This window comes from Bacillus fonticola, from assembly GCF_012955605.1.
Classification (GTDB): domain Bacteria; phylum Bacillota; class Bacilli; order Bacillales; family JC228; genus Bacillus_CG; species Bacillus_CG fonticola.
Genome location: NZ_CP052135.1, coordinates 540036 through 556932, shown reverse-complemented (window position 1 = coordinate 556932; position 16897 = coordinate 540036). Strand labels below are relative to the sequence as shown.

Sequence of the window (16897 nt, the reverse complement as noted above, 5' to 3'; positions counted from 1 at the left end):
ATTCAACTCACAAATTATCATGTCTTACTTTCATTGCCCCTCTCCCCGTACTGCGATACACTGAAGGAAGAAATTTGAGGTGACGATGATGATTGTATTGCAAGTACTCCAACTCGATAAATTCTTCGGTGCAGAGCCGATTTTACAAAATATTAAGCTAGAAATTAAAGCCCGCGAACGAGTAGCTCTCGTTGGTCGAAATGGGACAGGTAAATCGACTTTACTAAAAATAATAGCTGGCAAGCTTTCGTATGACCGCGGCCAAATCATTACGCCGAAAGAAAGCACGATCGGCTACTTAGCACAAGATACTGGATTGGAATCGACTCGCACCATCTGGGAAGAAATGATGACCGTCTTTTCATCATTGCATGCGATGGAGAAAAAACTTCGCATGTTGGAGAGCAAAATGAGTGATCCAAATGCCGCTGAAGACCCAGCCGCGTATTCAAAGTTACTTGAGGAATATGACCGTAAGCAAGAAACGTTTAAACAACAGGGGGGCTATGTGTACGAGGCGGAGACCCGATCTGTATTACACGGTCTCCGATTCACGAAGGAACACTACGACACTCCGATCTCTTCCTTATCAGGTGGTCAGAAAACGCGCCTAGCACTTGGGAAGCTTCTGCTTACCAAACCCGATTTATGTATTTTGGACGAGCCGACAAATCACCTAGACATTGAAACATTGTCTTGGCTAGAAGGGTACCTACAACACTACTTTGGGGCCATACTCGTCGTTTCCCATGACCGCTACTTTTTAGATGCCATTGTCGGCACGGTGTACGAGTTGTCACGATCACAATGCACAAGATACCACGGCAACTACTCTAACTTCTTAACACAAAAAGCAGAGCGGGCCGAACAACAATGGAAAGAATTCGAAAAGCAGCAAGAGGAAATCGCTAAGACTCAAGACTTTATTCAAAAAAACTTAGCCCGCGCGTCCACAACGAAACGAGCACAAAGTCGCCGCAAAAGCTTAGAACGCATGGATGTATTAGAAAAACCAGACGGCGATGAGAAATCAGCCAGCATTTCATTCACCATTGCCAAACAGAGTGGTAACGAAGTTCTATCTATTCAAGATGTTACGACAGGCTATAATGGTACAGCGCTTTTGGAAGAGATGAATCTGCGCATCACTCGTGGGCAGCGAATTGCCCTGCTCGGACCAAATGGTATTGGAAAATCGACACTCTTAAAAACCATCGTCGGCGACCTACCACTGCTTAGTGGCTCCATCCGCTTAGGATCAAATGTCTCACTTAGCTACTATGATCAAGAGCAAACCGGATTGCACGACGGAAAAAGCGTGTTGAATGAACTGTGGGATGACTACCCCACTTTTGATGAGAAGGATATTCGAACTGTACTAGGCAGATTTTTGTTCACAGGTGACGACGTTTTGAAGGAAGTCCACATGCTGAGCGGCGGGGAAAAAGCACGCCTCTCTTTAGCAAAGCTCATGATGCAACAAGCGAATTTTCTCGTTTTGGACGAGCCAACAAACCACCTTGATCTTGATAGCAAAGAAGTATTAGAAGACGCATTGCAAAGATACCCAGGGACAATTCTGTTCGTTTCTCATGACCGTTACTTCATGAATCGGATGGCGACGACTACAGTGGAGTTAGAACGAAAGGAAATGTCGTTGTACTTAGGAAACTACGATTATTATGTAGAGAAAAAAGCAGAGCTCCTTGCCATGGAAGAGGAAGGTATGCGTGAACGAAAGGAACCGCTCGCCACACCTCACCAGGAGTCGCCCCCTTTAGACAACTCCAAGCAGTCTTATGAACAACAGAAAGAATCGAAGCGCCAAAAGCGACAACTCGAACGACAATCACAACAATGGCAAGAAGAAATCGATACGTTGGAAGAAGCCATTCAGTCCCTTGAGCAGGCTATGCTTACCACCGAAGTACTGGCTAATCATCAGCAACTAGTTGCATTGCAACAAGAGGTTGATGAGAAACAGCAGGCACTTAATCACGCACTATCTGAATGGGAAAAGTGTGAAGAGGAATTACTTGTAATAGAAGAAACATAATCTTTATAAGCCATCTACTCTTAGTAGGTGGCTTTTCCACATAGTTTCACACTTATACACATATTACCCACAGATTTTTGTGGATAACAAATAGCTATTTTATAGTTATCCTATACGTTTTCCACATCATCCACAGCGTAAAGTAGTCTATCCACAAGTACTTATACACAGTTACAGGTTCTCATAGAAGTTATTAACAATGACCTTTTACAAAAAACTCTGAACCACTTTGGCGAGAAAAGCCTCCTAGCCGGGATCGACTAGGAGGCTTTTCTTATATATTAAACTGACACTAAACGTAAACCTGGTTGTGCATTCATATCCAATGAGCGAAATTGACCTGCAACGTAATACTCGTATGCAGCAGCACCGATCATCGCAGCATTATCCGTACAATATTTGAGTGGTGGAATCGCTAAAGGTGTCTCTAGATCGCGAAAAGCCTCTTCAAGCGCTTGTCGTAGACCTCTATTCGCTGCAACTCCCCCTGCCACCACAACCTGGTTGACCTTATATTGTTTCACGGCCTTCATCGTACGTTCTATCAATACATCCACAACACTTTGTTGAAAACTGCGTGCAATATCTTCTGGTACAATCGTTTCTCCACGTTGCTGTGCATTGTGGACAACATTCATGACCGCAGACTTCACACCACTGAAACTAAAATCGTACGTATCTTCATCAGCTAATGCTTTCGGAAATTTATAAGTGACTTTGCCCTTTTGTGCTAGTCGATCAATATGCGGACCACCCGGATATGGGAGCTTCAACAAACGTGCAACTTTATCAAACGCCTCCCCCGCTGCATCATCTCGTGTTTCACCAAGCTTCTCAAACTGACCTGGTCCCTCCATGTAAATAAGCTCTGTATGCCCACCAGACACAACCAAACTGAGCAATGGGTACTCAAGCTCATCTTCCAACCGATTTGCATAAATATGTCCAGCAATATGGTGCACACCGATAAGCGGTTTTTTGTGGATAAACGCCAATGCCTTCGCCGCTTGGATCCCGATGAGTAATGCACCTACCAGTCCAGGTCCTTCCGTTACAGCGATCGCATCAATTTGATCCCAGGAGCATCCAGACTCATCTAAAGCCGCCTCTAATACAAGCGTCACATTCTCAACATGATGCCGGGAAGCGATTTCAGGCACAACACCTCCGAACCGCTGGTGACTTTTCATTTGCGAATACACCACATTAGACAGAATCGTAGAGCCGTTTTGAATGACAGCAGCCGCCGTTTCGTCACAGCTAGTTTCTATTGCTAAAATTGTTACTGTTGCTTGTTTTGTCATAATCTCACCCACATTACTCGCGCATCTTCTTGATTATCCGTATAATAGTTCTTTCGAATGCCCCCCTGTTCGAACCCAAAGGAACGATAAAGAGACTGAGCCACTTCGTTTGACACACGCACTTCCAAAGTTACAAGTGCAATTTGCTTGTTCACACAATGAGCAAGTACGGTCTGTAACAAAATACGCCCCATTCCTCTTCCTCGATAAGACGGAAGCACAGCAATATTTGTAATATGTGCCTCATCTACTACTAGCCACATCCCACAATACCCTATTACTTTATCGCGATCACAAAGAAGTAAATATTCTGCGTACATGTTGTGCTGAATCTCTTGCACAAACGCCTCTCGTTTCCAAGGAGTAGAAAACGATGCCTGCTCAACAGCAAGCACTTCATCCACATCATCGAGCGTCATCCACCTAAAAGAAACCTGCTCCATGTTTAATGCTCCTTCTGCGTCCGAAGCCAATTGACCTCGGCCTCTGGTAACCTTCGATATTGAGGAACATAAGCATGAGCAGACACGCCCACAACGTTCTCACCCAGTTGAGCTAAAACACTTGCTCGAGGAATTGCTACGTCTACAGGGGCAAATCTGATTAAATCACCCGACATGTGTTGCTCAAATACCTCTCTATGGGTTGCAATCGCATCACTTATGATGAGTATATGCTCGTCCACATCGCGTAAACTAGGAATCCATTCCGCCAAATTTACATGTCGGTCTCCTTCTACTGAAGTAAGAGTAGATTCATTTCGCCGATACAAACCAGTAAATACCGTTCCACGCCGCGCATCAAAAAACGGCAAAACAAGTCCTTCCCACAAATGCGCCTGCCCGGCAAGCGCTGCCAAACTAGAGATGCCGACTAAAGGAATTTGCAGAGACCAAGCCATTGTCTTGGCTATCGTTCCGCCAATTCGCAACCCAGTATACGAACCAGGTCCCTCGGCAACCACAATTTTTGTGAGCTCTGATGGATCAATCCCACAAGAAGTCATCAACTGCTCAATAGCAGGCATAGCACGCACCGAATGATGCTGCTTCACAAACGTTGTCAGTTCTCCAAGAGTAGATCCATTTCGCCGTAGTGCAACACTTAGAATATGATGTGATGTATCAATGGCAAGAATCGTCATGATTGCATCTCCTCCAGTACTCTTTGCGACAACGTGCCCCCAGACTCAACTCGTACGCTTCGCCCCTTCTCTTCATAAGAGATATGTATATCTAACCGATCCATTGGCAAAATTCCTTCAATACGCGAAGGCCACTCCACCACAACAACCCCTACATCAGAATCAAAGTATTCCTCAAAGCCAAGCTCTTCCTCTTCTGATTCCACTCGATATACATCGAAATGATAAAGTGGAAGACGTCCCTCGTACTCTTTTAGTAAAGTATACGTAGGACTGTTCACCATTTCTTTTACGTCAAGACCGAGGGCCAATCCTTTCGTAAAAGTGGTTTTACCAGCCCCTAGAGGTCCATGCAAAGTCACTACCAACCCCGGTTGAGCCACTTCTCCCACTACTTTTCCGAGAGACTGCAACTCATCCGCTGTTAGGCAATTCCATACCTTCTGCATCGTGTCCTCTCCTTTCAAATCCGTACAAATGTCTCTTCGCTAGTGTAGCCAAATTGTATTAGAAAGTAAAATACCGCATCTTTACTAAGTCAAGATACGGCGTTAATAAATAAGACTCTTTTCGTATCCTTTGTTGTGTTTATTAAACAGCAATCCCATGATGCGACGTAATGCAAATTCATAGTGCCTGAATACCGCTCCGGAAATACACTACGCTAGTTTTGACTCGCCATCTGTTCGTTGAATGCAGCGGAAATCAACATAGCAGTATGTCGCATCATATAGCTACTGTGTAATGAGATTTCATTAATAAAGCAAAATATTTTAGAAAACAGCCATAAATAAAAAACATTCATGAGCTGAGCACTCAACCATGCATGGAAAATCGTCACAAAGCAGTCTAGTTGTGATCAAGGCGGTGTGAGCAGAGCCCCAAGTAATAACGGTTACCTATGCGATGTTTTATTCTAATAGGGTAAATGAACATGGTTAAAGCTCGGCGTCGCTCCGCCCCTTTTCAACAAAAAAAAGAAACAATGAATATCATTGTTTCATAGCTTTTTAGCTGGCGGTCCGGACGGGACTCGAACCCGCGACCTCCTGCGTGACAGGCAGGCATTCTAACCAACTGAACTACCGGACCATTTGGTTGCGGGGGTAGGATTTGAACCTACGACCTTCGGGTTATGAGCCCGACGAGCTACCAGACTGCTCCACCCCGCGACAATAATATAAAATATGTTGTGCACTTATTTGTTACAAGTGCACAATAAAGCACAACCAGAAAGAAAAATTAAAACAGCTTGGCAGACACTCACGCCAACAGGACGTGAGTGTGCATGTGTTGCGCCATGGACGGCGCGTTCTTAACATGCCTTCTGCCGAGTTGGCTGTCCCCCGCGTTCTAAACAATCCACAGTCTGCGGGGAACTCACCTTTTTCTTCGCATTCGCTTGGCAGCGTCCTACTCTCACAGGGGGACAGCCCCCAATTACCATCGGCGCTGAAGAGCTTAACTTCCGTGTTCGGGATGGGAACGGGTGTAGCCTCTTCGCCATCACTACCAAACCGGCTGCGGCTTCCGATAAGCGGCGCATCTCTGCGTCAGCTTGCTTCTCGAAACCCTCGCCCTGCATATTACAAGGTGGTGAAGGGTGTATGCTGATCAATATGTGTAAACATATTGAGTTCATATTCCTTCAAAACTAGATCATACGGTTTGCGACTACCGAGTTTAAATCGTTAGAGAAGTCCTCGATCGATTAGTATCTGTCAGCTCCACACGTCACCGTGCTTCCACCTCAGACCTATCTACCTGGTCATCTTCCAGGGATCTTACTTGCTAGGCAATGGGAAATCTCATCTTGAGGGGGGCTTCATGCTTAGATGCTTTCAGCACTTATCCCGTCCGCACGTAGCTACCCAGCGATGCCTTTGGCAAGACAACTGGTACACCAGCGGTGCGTCCATCCCGGTCCTCTCGTACTAAGGACAGCTCCTCTCAAATTTCCTACGCCCACGACGGATAGGGACCGAACTGTCTCACGACGTTCTGAACCCAGCTCGCGTACCGCTTTAATGGGCGAACAGCCCAACCCTTGGGACCGACTACAGCCCCAGGATGCGATGAGCCGACATCGAGGTGCCAAACCTCCCCGTCGATGTGGACTCTTGGGGGAGATAAGCCTGTTATCCCCGGGGTAGCTTTTATCCGTTGAGCGATGGCCCTTCCATGCGGAACCACCGGATCACTAAGCCCGTCTTTCGACCCTGCTCGACTTGTAGGTCTCGCAGTCAAGCTCCCTTGTGCCTTTACACTCTACGAATGATTTCCAACCATTCTGAGGGAACCTTTGGGCGCCTCCGTTACTCTTTAGGAGGCGACCGCCCCAGTCAAACTGCCCACCTGACACTGTCTCCCGCCCCGATGAGGGGCGTGGGTTAGAAGTTCAATACAGCCAGGGTAGTATCCCACCGACGCCTCCACGTAAGCTAGCGCTCACGTATCATAGGCTCCTACCTATCCTGTACAAGCTGTACCAAAATTCAATATCAGGCTACAGTAAAGCTCCACGGGGTCTTTCCGTCCTGTCGCGGGTAACCTGCATCTTCACAGGTACTATAATTTCACCGAGTCTCTCGTTGAGACAGTGCCCAGATCGTTGCGCCTTTCGTGCGGGTCGGAACTTACCCGACAAGGAATTTCGCTACCTTAGGACCGTTATAGTTACGGCCGCCGTTTACTGGGGCTTCGATTCAAAGCTTCGCGTAAGCTAACCTCTCCTCTTAACCTTCCAGCACCGGGCAGGCGTCAGCCCCTATACTTCGCCTTACGGCTTCGCAGAGACCTGTGTTTTTGCTAAACAGTCGCCTGGGCCTATTCACTGCGGCTCCTCCGGGCTATTCACCCAGAAGAGCACCCCTTCTCCCGAAGTTACGGGGTCATTTTGCCGAGTTCCTTAACGAGAGTTCTCTCGATCACCTTAGGATTCTCTCCTCGCCTACCTGTGTCGGTTTGCGGTACGGGCACCTGCTTCCTCGCTAGAGGCTTTTCTTGGCAGTGTGAAATCAGGAACTTCGGTACTTTATTTCCCTCGCCATCATCGCTCAGCCTTCGTGAAGGGCGGATTTGCCTACCCTTCAGCCTTACGATTTGGACGCGCATCCAATAGCGCGCTTACCCTATCCTCCTGCGTCCCCCCATTGCTCAAACGGAAGTGAGGTGGTACAGGAATTTCAACCTGTTGTCCATCGCCTACGCCTTTCGGCCTCGGCTTAGGTCCCGACTTACCCTGAGCGGACGAGCCTTCCTCAGGAAACCTTAGGCATTCGGTGGAAGGGATTCTCACCCTTCTTTCGCTACTCATACCGGCATTCTCACTTCTAAGCGCTCCACAAGTCCTTACGATCTTGCTTCTCTGCCCTTAGAACGCTCTCCTACCATTCCTTACGGAATCCGCAGCTTCGGTGATACGTTTAGCCCCGATACATTTTCGGCGCAGAGTCACTCGACCAGTGAGCTATTACGCACTCTTTCAATGGTGGCTGCTTCTAAGCCAACATCCTGGTTGTCTAAGCAACTCCACATCCTTTTCCACTTAACGTATACTTTGGGACCTTAGCTGGCGGTCTGGGCTGTTTCCCTCTTGACTACGGATCTTATCACTCGCAGTCTGACTCCCAAGAAACAAGTCATTGGCATTCGGAGTTTGTCTGAATTCGGTAACCCGATGAGGGCCCCTAGTCCAAACAGTGCTCTACCTCCAAGACTCTCTTACTTGAGGCTAGCCCTAAAGCTATTTCGGAGAGAACCAGCTATCTCCAGGTTCGATTGGCATTTCACCCCTACCCACACCTCATCCCCGCACTTTTCAACGTGCGTGGGTTCGGGCCTCCAGTAAGTGTTACCTTACCTTCACCCTGGACATGGGTAGATCACCTGGTTTCGGGTCTACGACCTCATACTCATTCGCCCTATTCAGACTCGCTTTCGCTGCGGCTCCACTTTATCAGCTTAACCTTGCATGAAATCGTAACTCGCCGGTTCATTCTACAAAAGGCACGCCATCACCCTTTAACGGGCTCTGACTACTTGTAAGCACACGGTTTCAGGATCTTTTTCACTCCCCGCCAGGGGTGCTTTTCACCTTTCCCTCACGGTACTGGTTCACTATCGGTTACTAGGGAGTATTTAGCCTTGGGAGATGGTCCTCCCGGATTCCGACGAGATTTCTCGTGTCTCGCCGTACTCAGGATCCACTCTGGAGGGAACAGGATTTTAACTACAGGGTTGTTACCTTCTTTGACGGACCTTTCCAGATCGCTTCGTCTACCCTGTTCCTTTGTAACTCCGTATAGAGTGTCCTACAACCCCAAGAGGCAAGCCTCTTGGTTTGGGCTGTTCCCGTTTCGCTCGCCGCTACTCAGGGAATCGCATTTGCTTTCTCTTCCTCCGGGTACTAAGATGTTTCAGTTCCCCGGGTCTGCCTTTCTTACCCTATGTATTCAGGTAAGAATACTACCCCATTACGGGCAGTGGGTTTCCCCATTCGGAAATCTCCGGATCAAAGCTTACTTACAGCTCCCCGAAGCATATCGGTGTTCGTCCCGTCCTTCATCGGCTCCTAGTACCAAGGCATTCACCGTGCGCCCTTACTAACTTCTCTAAAAAATGCATATAATCGGCAAATTTCGTCGTTAGCTTCATAGGAAGCTTTCTCGAACTTCTTGCTTTTCTGCACTTTTTTAACTCACAATCGGGATTGTGGTTAAAAATAAGTTGGCTTTGCGTTGTCTGCGAATATGACAACACCAACTGTTTGGTGATTGAACTACGACTCGGTGTTCTTTCTTTTCACAAAAAGAATTGTCGTTTGCGTATGATCTAGTTTTCAAGGAACATGTTTTGAAGGATTGCCCCTTCAAAACTGAACACAAGTTCGCTGCTAGCGTCGTTTTGTATCGTCACCTAAGTGACGAGTTTTCCTTAGAAAGGAGGTGATCCAGCCGCACCTTCCGATACGGCTACCTTGTTACGACTTCACCCCAATCATCTGTCCCACCTTCGGCGGCTGGCCCCAAAAGGTTACCTCACCGACTTCGGGTGTTACAAACTCTCGTGGTGTGACGGGCGGTGTGTACAAGGCCCGGGAACGTATTCACCGCGGCATGCTGATCCGCGATTACTAGCGATTCCGGCTTCATGTAGGCGAGTTGCAGCCTACAATCCGAACTGAGAGTGGATTTGTGGGATTGGCTCAGCCTCGCGGCTTTGCGACCCTTTGTTCCACCCATTGTAGCACGTGTGTAGCCCAGGTCATAAGGGGCATGATGATTTGACGTCATCCCCACCTTCCTCCGGTTTGTCACCGGCAGTCACCTTAGAGTGCCCAACTGAATGCTGGCAACTAAGATCAAGGGTTGCGCTCGTTGCGGGACTTAACCCAACATCTCACGACACGAGCTGACGACAACCATGCACCACCTGTCACTCTGTCCCCCGAAGGGGAACCCTCTATCTCTAGAGGTAGCAGAGGATGTCAAGACCTGGTAAGGTTCTTCGCGTTGCTTCGAATTAAACCACATGCTCCACCGCTTGTGCGGGCCCCCGTCAATTCTTTTGAGTTTCAGCCTTGCGGCCGTACTCCCCAGGCGGAGTGCTTAATGCGTTTGCTGCAGCACTAAAGGGCGGAAACCCTCTAACACTTAGCACTCATCGTTTACGGCGTGGACTACCAGGGTATCTAATCCTGTTCGCTCCCCACGCTTTCGCGCCTCAGCGTCAGTTACAGACCAGAGAGCCGCCTTCGCCACTGGTGTTCCTCCACATATCTACGCATTTCACCGCTACACGTGGAATTCCGCTCTCCTCTTCTGCACTCAAGTCCTCCAGTTTCCAATGACCCTCCACGGTTGAGCCGTGGGCTTTCACATCAGACTTAAAGGACCGCCTGCGCGCGCTTTACGCCCAATAATTCCGGACAACGCTTGCCACCTACGTATTACCGCGGCTGCTGGCACGTAGTTAGCCGTGGCTTTCTGGTAAGGTACCGTCAAGGTACCGCCCTATTCGAACGGTACTTGTTCTTCCCTTACAACAGAGCTTTACGATCCGAAAACCTTCTTCACTCACGCGGCGTTGCTCCGTCAGACTTTCGTCCATTGCGGAAGATTCCCTACTGCTGCCTCCCGTAGGAGTCTGGGCCGTGTCTCAGTCCCAGTGTGGCCGATCACCCTCTCAGGTCGGCTACGCATCGTTGCCTTGGTGAGCCACTACCTCACCAACTAGCTAATGCGCCGCGGGTCCATCTGTAAGTGATAGCCAAAGCCACCTTTTACCTTCAGATCATGCGATCCGAAGGGTCATCCGGTATTAGCCCCGGTTTCCCGGAGTTATCCCAGTCTTACAGGCAGGTTACCCACGTGTTACTCACCCGTCCGCCGCTAACTTTAGAGAGCAAGCTCCCTAAAGTCCGCTCGACTTGCATGTATTAGGCACGCCGCCAGCGTTCGTCCTGAGCCAAGATCAAACTCTCCATAAAAAGAGCAAGCTCTTAACTATCTTACTTTAAAATTAACGACGACCGTATCCAATTGGATTTGGTCTTACTAGCAGGTTTGTGTTCAGTTTTCAAAGAACAAATTGTATGGAGCGGGTGATGGGAATCGAACCCACGACATCAGCTTGGAAGGCTGAGGTTTTACCACTAAACTACACCCGCAAAAAGAACTGGTCGGGAAGACAGGATTTGAACCTGCGACCCCTTGGTCCCAAACCAAGTGCTCTACCAAGCTGAGCTACTCCCCGTTTCTTCGTTGATCTGCAAAGGATTATATTTCGAATAGTATGGCGCGCCCGAGAGGAGTCGAACCCCTAACCTCCTGATCCGTAGTCAGACGCTCTATCCAATTGAGCTACGGGCGCAATAAATATGGTGCGGCCGAGAGGACTTGAACCTCCACGGGGTTAACCCCCACTAGGCCCTCAACCTAGCGCGTCTGCCGATTCCGCCACGACCGCAATATAATAAAGACAAGTTTTATCATAACACATTCATTTTTAGTATTCAAGAGAAAAATGATGCGGGTGAAGGGACTCGAACCCCCACGTCACAAGGACACTAGATCCTAAGTCTAGCGCGTCTGCCAATTCCGCCACACCCGCAATGCATTTTTATGAAAATGGTGAGCCATGAAGGACTCGAACCTTCGACCCTCTGATTAAAAGTCAGATGCTCTACCAACTGAGCTAATGGCTCTAAAATGGCTGGGCTAGCTGGATTCGAACCAACGCATGACGGAATCAAAATCCGTTGCCTTACCGCTTGGCTATAGCCCAATGTAATACTGGCGGTCCGGACGGGACTCGAACCCGCGACCTCCTGCGTGACAGGCAGGCATTCTAACCAACTGAACTACCGGACCAAAACATTCTATTTCTGAAGGAAAATGACCCGTACGGGATTCGAACCCGTGTTACCGCCGTGAAAGGGCGGTGTCTTAACCGCTTGACCAACGGGCCACGTTCATATTTTGAAAATGAGTTATGTACTGGCGGAGAAGGAGGGATTTGAACCCTCGCGCCGCGCGAGCGACCTACACCCTTAGCAGGGGCGCCTCTTCAGCCACTTGAGTACTTCCCCAAAAATGGCTCCGCAGGTAGGACTCGAACCTACGACCGATCGGTTAACAGCCGATAGCTCTACCACTGAGCTACTGCGGAATAAAATAACTTGTCAAAGTCGACCCTACCTATTATATGAACATGCTACTACTGTGTCAAGTTCTTTTAAAAACTTTTTTCTCGTAAGTTCGCAACCAAATAACAGCGGCGACGTTTATATACTCTACCAGGGAGATTATCGTTAGTCAACAATTTTTTCAAAAAAAATGAGTTTCCCTTTACATGCACCGCAAACATATCGGGCGACATCCATTCGTTTTCTTCTTCGATAGCGTGCATCGCATTGTTGACATCGGTAAACTAGGTATGATTGCGGAATCCTAGAGCAAAAACGAGGAGCCCCTACCTTTTGCATTAAAACACGAAAATCACGATCCCGATGACGGTAGCCTCTTCCTTCAAGATGAAGATGGTAATGGCATAATTCATGTTTTATAATCCCAACCAACTCATCGTGACCAAACTTTTCTACGTACTTCGGATTCACTTCGATATCATGGGACTTGAGAAGGTAACGTCCACCAGTCGTCTGAAGTCGTGTGTTAAAGAGTGCTTTGTGCAGAAATGGCTTCCTGAAATCGTCTTGCGAAATGCGCTGGACGAGTTTCTGCAATGATATATCGTTCAAATCCATGTTCTTCTCTCCCTTCTTCCGTGAACGAGACAACCCATTATAGCATACGATGTGAGTACACTCTTCTCTACAACTAGGAGGTTCACACTATGCCTACATGGTTTTGTAATCAGATGAAACGCGCTTTCTTGGAGAAGGATCGTTATCAAATTAGGCTACTCAATCAATGTTGGTTCTTTTATCGCAAAAAACATCACACCTCGTAAAAAAGCCCATAGTCTCATGAAGATGACTACAGGCTTAAAAGTTTATTATGAAAGTACGCGATCTTTAGCTGGCAACATAGTCAATGAAACGCGCCCTTTGTGGACGTCAACACCCTCTACCCAGACTGTCACAATATCTCCGACAGCTACTACGTCAAGAGGATGTTTCACGTAGGTATTCTTTAGCTTTGATATGTGCACAAGCCCATCTTGTTTTACACCAATATCAACAAATGCTCCAAAGTCCACTACATTTCGAACGGTTCCTTGTAATTCCATTCCCTCTTGTAAATCTTCAAGTTGCAGCACGTCTGTTTTTAATAACGGTTTAGGTACATCATCACGAGGGTCGCGTTCTGGCCGGCGTAACGCTTCTAAAATGTCGGTCAATGTAATTTCCCCAATGCCTAAATCACTCGCAATTTGGTTACGATCTAAAGCTTCTAACTTGGAACGAAGCTCTTCTGTTCCAAGCTGCTCACCACTGATCTTCAGTTTCCCGAACAACTGACCAACTTCTTGATACGTTTCCGGGTGAATTCCCGTTCGGTCTAGCGGCTCATCCCCATCTAAGATGCGCATAAATCCGATAGATTGCTCGTACGTTTTTGCACCGAGTCGTGGTACTTTCTTCAACTGTGAACGATTGAGGTACTTCCCGTTTTCCTCGCGATATTTGATGATATTTGTTGCGACTGTTTTGTTTAAACCGGCTACATATTGCAATAAAGAGGCAGAGGCGGTGTTAACATTTACACCTACTTGGTTAACGACCGTCTCTACTACAAATGTAAGCGAGTCATTCAGTTGTTTTTGTGATACGTCATGCTGGTACTGGCCAACTCCGACAGACTTTGGATCAATTTTCACAAGCTCTGCCAAAGGATCTTGTAGGCGACGAGCAATTGAGACAGCGCTCCGTTCTTCTACTTGGAGGTCAGGAAATTCCGCACGAGCCAAATCTGAAGCAGAGTAAACACTAGCACCTGCCTCGTTTACGATTAAATAGTACATTTTCTTCGGTACTTCTTTTATCACATCTACAACAAACTGCTCTGTTTCTCTAGAAGCTGTTCCATTCCCAATAGCAATCATCTCAATCGGGTAAGTAATTAGTAATCGCTTTAGCTCGGCGAACGCTTCCGTTTTCTTTGCACGCGGTGGGTGAGGGTAAATGACACCAATATGCATGACCTTACCGGTTTCATCTACTAAGGCAAGCTTGCATCCTGTTCGGTAGGCAGGGTCTACACCGAGAACCATTCGTCCTTTTAGTGGTGGCTGAAGTAACAAATTCCGTAAGTTCTCCGAGAAAATTCGAATAGCTTGGATCTCTGCTTTTTCAGTGAGTTCATTACGAATTTCTCGCTCTACTGCTGGTTGAATAAGTCTTTTGTAGCTATCACGTATAGCTTCTTTCACGTGAGGAACGACCGGACTTGTAGACTGCTTGACAACCTCCTTTTCTAGGTAGGCAACAAGGCGATCTGCAGGCGCGACTACTTGAACCTTGATGATCTCCTCTTTTTCTCCGCGGTTCATGGCTAAAACACGATGAGGGACAATCTTTTCTATCGGTTCTTCATAATCGTAGTACATTTCAAAAACGCCTTTTTCGTCGGCTTCTTTATTTTTCTCTTCCGTCCGTAATTTCCCTAGCTTAAAGGTAGTGTGTCTAATCCATTGTCTGTGCTTAGCGTCATCAGATACAACTTCAGCTAGTATGTCCTGTGCACCAGCGATCGCGTCCCCTATAGTTGGAACTTCGTCGTTACAAAAAGAAGCTGCCTTTTCTTCTACATCCCCTTGTTTTGGGAAAGACAACATCCATTCAGCAAGAGGTTCAAGTCCGTGTTCTTTCGCAACAGTGGCTCGTGTTCGCCGCTTTTGCTTAAATGGTCGATACAAGTCTTCAACCTCTTGGAGTTTCTGTGACTTTTGAATAGATTGTTGGAGCTCGCTCGTCAACTTACCTTGTTCGTCAATAAGGCGGAGTACTTCTTCTTTGCGATTACTCAAGTTAGTGATATATGTATAACGGTCTTCAATAGCACGCAATTGCACCTCATCCAATGAGCCTGTTTGCTCTTTCCGGTAGCGGGCAATAAATGGAATCGTGTTGCCCTCATTTAATAAACGCAATACAGCACTTACAGAAGTGGCAGGTACTCCGCATTCTTTCGCAATTTGTTCGTGTAGATTTGACATAAATAACTCCCTTCTTCGATCCAAGCTCTTTTGTACTATTTGATGCGTTTCCAAATCTTGCTCTCTTAGTATACAAAAAAGACCGGCTCCCAGGAAAACCCCAGAATTCGGCCTTCAGAGAGCGTGGAATCATTTTACTCGCCCGTCGTGAATCGCTTCGCGTAGCTTTTTAATTGCACGGCGTTGCAAACGTGATACGTGCATTTGGGAGATTTCTAATAGTTCTCCTGTTTCCTTTTGGCTTCTGTTCTGTAAATAAGTGTATTCGATAATTTCTCGTTCACGGTCTGTAAGTACGTTATACACTCTTTCCAACACGAGCCTTTGTTCCACTTGCTCATAACCTTCGTCGGGACTACCGACGAGGTCTAATAGTGTGACTGTTCCTCCATCAGCGTCGGCTTCGATCGTATGATCAACAGAAAGAGCTTGATAAGATTGTCCCATTTCCATCGCTTCAAGCAGTGCTTCTTCTGAAATCTTGAGTCTATCTGCAATTTCAGGAATCTTAGGAGATCGCTGAAACTCTATGGTCAATTCTTCTACGGTTGCTTTAATCTTTGGTCCGAGTTCCTTTATACGTCTTGGCACATGAACACTCCAAGTACGATCGCGTAAAAAACGTTTCATCTCCCCCACGATTGTTGGGATCGCAAAGGCTTCAAACGACTTTTCGAAGGAAGCATCGTATCTCCGAATAGCCCCTAGCAAACCTACCATCCCAACTTGGGCTATATCTTCACTTTGGTGGCTACCTCTCGTATATTTACGCGCAATGGATTCTACAAGAGGTCGGTAATGTAAAACGAGATTGTATTGGGCAGTTTCGTCTTCATTTTGCTGATAGGCTTCAATCCACTGTAGGACCTCTTCTGCTGCGTCTTTAGGTCGAGATTGTTCTGGCATCCCTCTCCACCTGCTCTCCTTCCAAATACTTCGTCATCAAGACTGTTACACCTTCTTGACGGTGAATGCGTACCTCATCCATTAACGTTTCAATTAAGAAGAGCCCAAGACCTCCTTCACGCAAACCCTCAGCCCTTTGTTCAGAAGCATAGGGACCGGTTTGTTGCCTAACCGCTTTCATATCAAACGACTGTCCATGGTCTGATACGACAACTTCTAAACGATCCTCCATTATCGCAAATCCAATGAGCACTTCTCCCTCTTCCGACGTATCGTATGCATGCTGAACTGCATTCGTAATCGCTTCACTCGAAGCAATTTTAATGTCCTCGATATCGTCATACGAGAACCCCATACGACTCGCAATTCCCGAAAGTGTTAAGCGGGTAACGCCTACGTACTCTGACTTCGCCGGTATCTTCATTTCGATATAATCGTAGGATTCCATTATTGTGGTTCACCTTCTGTTTGACGGTCTAGATTCATTATGTCGGCCAAGCCTGTAATGGTGAATAAACGTGATAATCTTGCAGACAATCCTGTCAAACGAAGTTCACCTTTTTGTGCTTTAACAGTTTTGAAGACACCGACAAAAACGCCGAGTCCTGTACTATCCATATATGTGACATTGGAAAGATCGACAATCATATGGACTCCAGTCTGTTCCGCTTTGGGCATCAGGATCCCTTTTAATTCTGGAGCCGTATATGCGTCAATTTCACCACCTACATTGATATGGATGTGTTGTTCCGCTTCTTTCACATCAATGGCGATGTTCATGAAATGACCCACCTCTTTTTCTGTTGG

At 47.1% G+C, this 16897-nt stretch carries 11 protein-coding genes, 13 tRNA genes and 3 rRNA genes; 2 read left to right on the top strand and 25 right to left on the bottom strand.

What is annotated here, in order from left to right:
• Positions 1–88: 88 nt before the first annotated feature.
• Positions 89–2056 carry an ABC transporter ATP-binding protein gene (locus HHK01_RS02740; RefSeq protein WP_170008629.1) on the top strand — a complete coding sequence of 656 codons (1968 nt, stop codon included), beginning with the start codon at positions 89–91 and terminating at the stop codon, positions 2054–2056.
• A 281-nt stretch (positions 2057–2337) separates the two neighbouring features.
• Here HHK01_RS02740 and tsaD read toward each other — a convergent pair whose 3' ends face one another.
• From tsaD to HHK01_RS02635, 21 genes are all read right to left on the bottom strand, one after another.
• Positions 2338–3360: a tRNA (adenosine(37)-N6)-threonylcarbamoyltransferase complex transferase subunit TsaD gene (gene tsaD, locus HHK01_RS02735; RefSeq protein ID WP_170006312.1), complete on the bottom strand. Its 1023-nt coding sequence runs from the start codon at positions 3358–3360 to the stop codon at positions 2338–2340.
• On the bottom strand, positions 3357–3803 hold the full coding sequence (rimI, locus tag HHK01_RS02730) for a ribosomal protein S18-alanine N-acetyltransferase (RefSeq protein WP_170006311.1): 447 nt from the start codon (positions 3801–3803) through the stop codon (positions 3357–3359). Before rimI ends, tsaD begins: the two co-directional genes overlap by 4 nt.
• A gap of 2 nt (positions 3804–3805) precedes the next feature.
• Positions 3806–4504 carry a tRNA (adenosine(37)-N6)-threonylcarbamoyltransferase complex dimerization subunit type 1 TsaB gene (tsaB, locus tag HHK01_RS02725; protein ID WP_170006310.1) on the bottom strand — a complete coding sequence of 233 codons (699 nt, stop codon included), beginning with the start codon at positions 4502–4504 and terminating at the stop codon, positions 3806–3808.
• Positions 4501–4953: a tRNA (adenosine(37)-N6)-threonylcarbamoyltransferase complex ATPase subunit type 1 TsaE gene (gene tsaE, locus HHK01_RS02720; RefSeq protein ID WP_170006309.1), complete on the bottom strand. Its 453-nt coding sequence runs from the start codon at positions 4951–4953 to the stop codon at positions 4501–4503. Before tsaE ends, tsaB begins: the two co-directional genes overlap by 4 nt.
• Before the next feature lie 566 nt (positions 4954–5519).
• Positions 5520–5596: transfer RNA gene (locus HHK01_RS02715), tRNA-Asp, on the bottom strand.
• Between the two features lie 3 nt (positions 5597–5599).
• Positions 5600–5676: transfer RNA gene (locus HHK01_RS02710), tRNA-Met, on the bottom strand.
• Between the two features lie 228 nt (positions 5677–5904).
• Positions 5905–6021: ribosomal RNA gene (gene rrf, locus HHK01_RS02705) — 5S ribosomal RNA — on the bottom strand.
• Between the two features lie 174 nt (positions 6022–6195).
• Positions 6196–9119, bottom strand: a 23S ribosomal RNA gene (locus HHK01_RS02700).
• 324 nt (positions 9120–9443) lie between these two features.
• Positions 9444–10994: ribosomal RNA gene (locus HHK01_RS02695) — 16S ribosomal RNA — on the bottom strand.
• Together the 16S, 23S and 5S rRNA genes with 13 tRNA genes alongside form the textbook arrangement of a ribosomal RNA operon.
• A 106-nt stretch (positions 10995–11100) precedes the next feature.
• Positions 11101–11174 (bottom strand) — tRNA-Gly (locus tag HHK01_RS02690).
• A gap of 9 nt (positions 11175–11183) precedes the next feature.
• Positions 11184–11260: transfer RNA gene (locus HHK01_RS02685), tRNA-Pro, on the bottom strand.
• Between the two features lie 40 nt (positions 11261–11300).
• Positions 11301–11377: transfer RNA gene (locus HHK01_RS02680), tRNA-Arg, on the bottom strand.
• 8 nt (positions 11378–11385) lie between these two features.
• A tRNA-Leu gene (locus HHK01_RS02675) sits at positions 11386–11473 on the bottom strand.
• Between the two features lie 61 nt (positions 11474–11534).
• Positions 11535–11617, bottom strand: a tRNA-Leu gene (locus tag HHK01_RS02670).
• Between the two features lie 18 nt (positions 11618–11635).
• Positions 11636–11711, bottom strand: a tRNA-Lys gene (locus tag HHK01_RS02665).
• Between the two features lie 5 nt (positions 11712–11716).
• Positions 11717–11791, bottom strand: a tRNA-Gln gene (locus HHK01_RS02660).
• Positions 11792–11800: 9 nt separating this feature from the next.
• Positions 11801–11877: transfer RNA gene (locus HHK01_RS02655), tRNA-Asp, on the bottom strand.
• Positions 11878–11902: 25 nt separating this feature from the next.
• Positions 11903–11974, bottom strand: a tRNA-Glu gene (locus HHK01_RS02650).
• Positions 11975–12004: 30 nt separating this feature from the next.
• Positions 12005–12095 (bottom strand) — tRNA-Ser (locus HHK01_RS02645).
• 5 nt (positions 12096–12100) lie between these two features.
• Positions 12101–12175 (bottom strand) — tRNA-Asn (locus HHK01_RS02640).
• 142 nt (positions 12176–12317) lie between these two features.
• A complete protein-coding gene (locus tag HHK01_RS02635) occupies positions 12318–12764 on the bottom strand; it encodes a SprT family protein (protein WP_170008628.1) in 447 nt (148 codons plus the stop codon).
• Between the two features lie 95 nt (positions 12765–12859).
• Here HHK01_RS02635 and cmpA point away from each other — a divergent pair, with 95 nt between their 5' ends.
• Complete coding sequence (gene cmpA, locus HHK01_RS02630) at positions 12860–12976, top strand: cortex morphogenetic protein CmpA (protein WP_170006308.1); 117 nt, start codon at positions 12860–12862, stop codon at positions 12974–12976.
• A 45-nt stretch (positions 12977–13021) separates the two neighbouring features.
• Here cmpA and HHK01_RS02625 read toward each other — a convergent pair whose 3' ends face one another.
• The 4 genes from HHK01_RS02625 to HHK01_RS02610 form a co-directional block, all read right to left on the bottom strand.
• Positions 13022–15184 (bottom strand): Tex family protein, encoded by a 2163-nt coding sequence (locus tag HHK01_RS02625; protein ID WP_170006307.1) that lies wholly within the window; start codon positions 15182–15184, stop codon positions 13022–13024.
• A 129-nt stretch (positions 15185–15313) separates the two neighbouring features.
• Positions 15314–16090, bottom strand: a complete 777-nt coding sequence (sigB, locus tag HHK01_RS02620; RefSeq protein ID WP_170006306.1) for an RNA polymerase sigma factor SigB — start codon at positions 16088–16090, stop codon at positions 15314–15316.
• Positions 16068–16541, bottom strand: coding sequence for an anti-sigma B factor RsbW (gene rsbW, locus HHK01_RS02615; protein ID WP_170008627.1), 474 nt, complete (start codon positions 16539–16541; stop codon positions 16068–16070). The genes sigB and rsbW overlap by 23 nt, the downstream gene beginning before the upstream one ends.
• Entirely contained in the window at positions 16538–16870 is a 333-nt protein-coding gene (locus HHK01_RS02610; RefSeq protein ID WP_170006305.1) for an anti-sigma factor antagonist, read from the bottom strand. Before HHK01_RS02610 ends, rsbW begins: the two co-directional genes overlap by 4 nt.
• Positions 16871–16897: the final 27 nt, after the last annotated feature.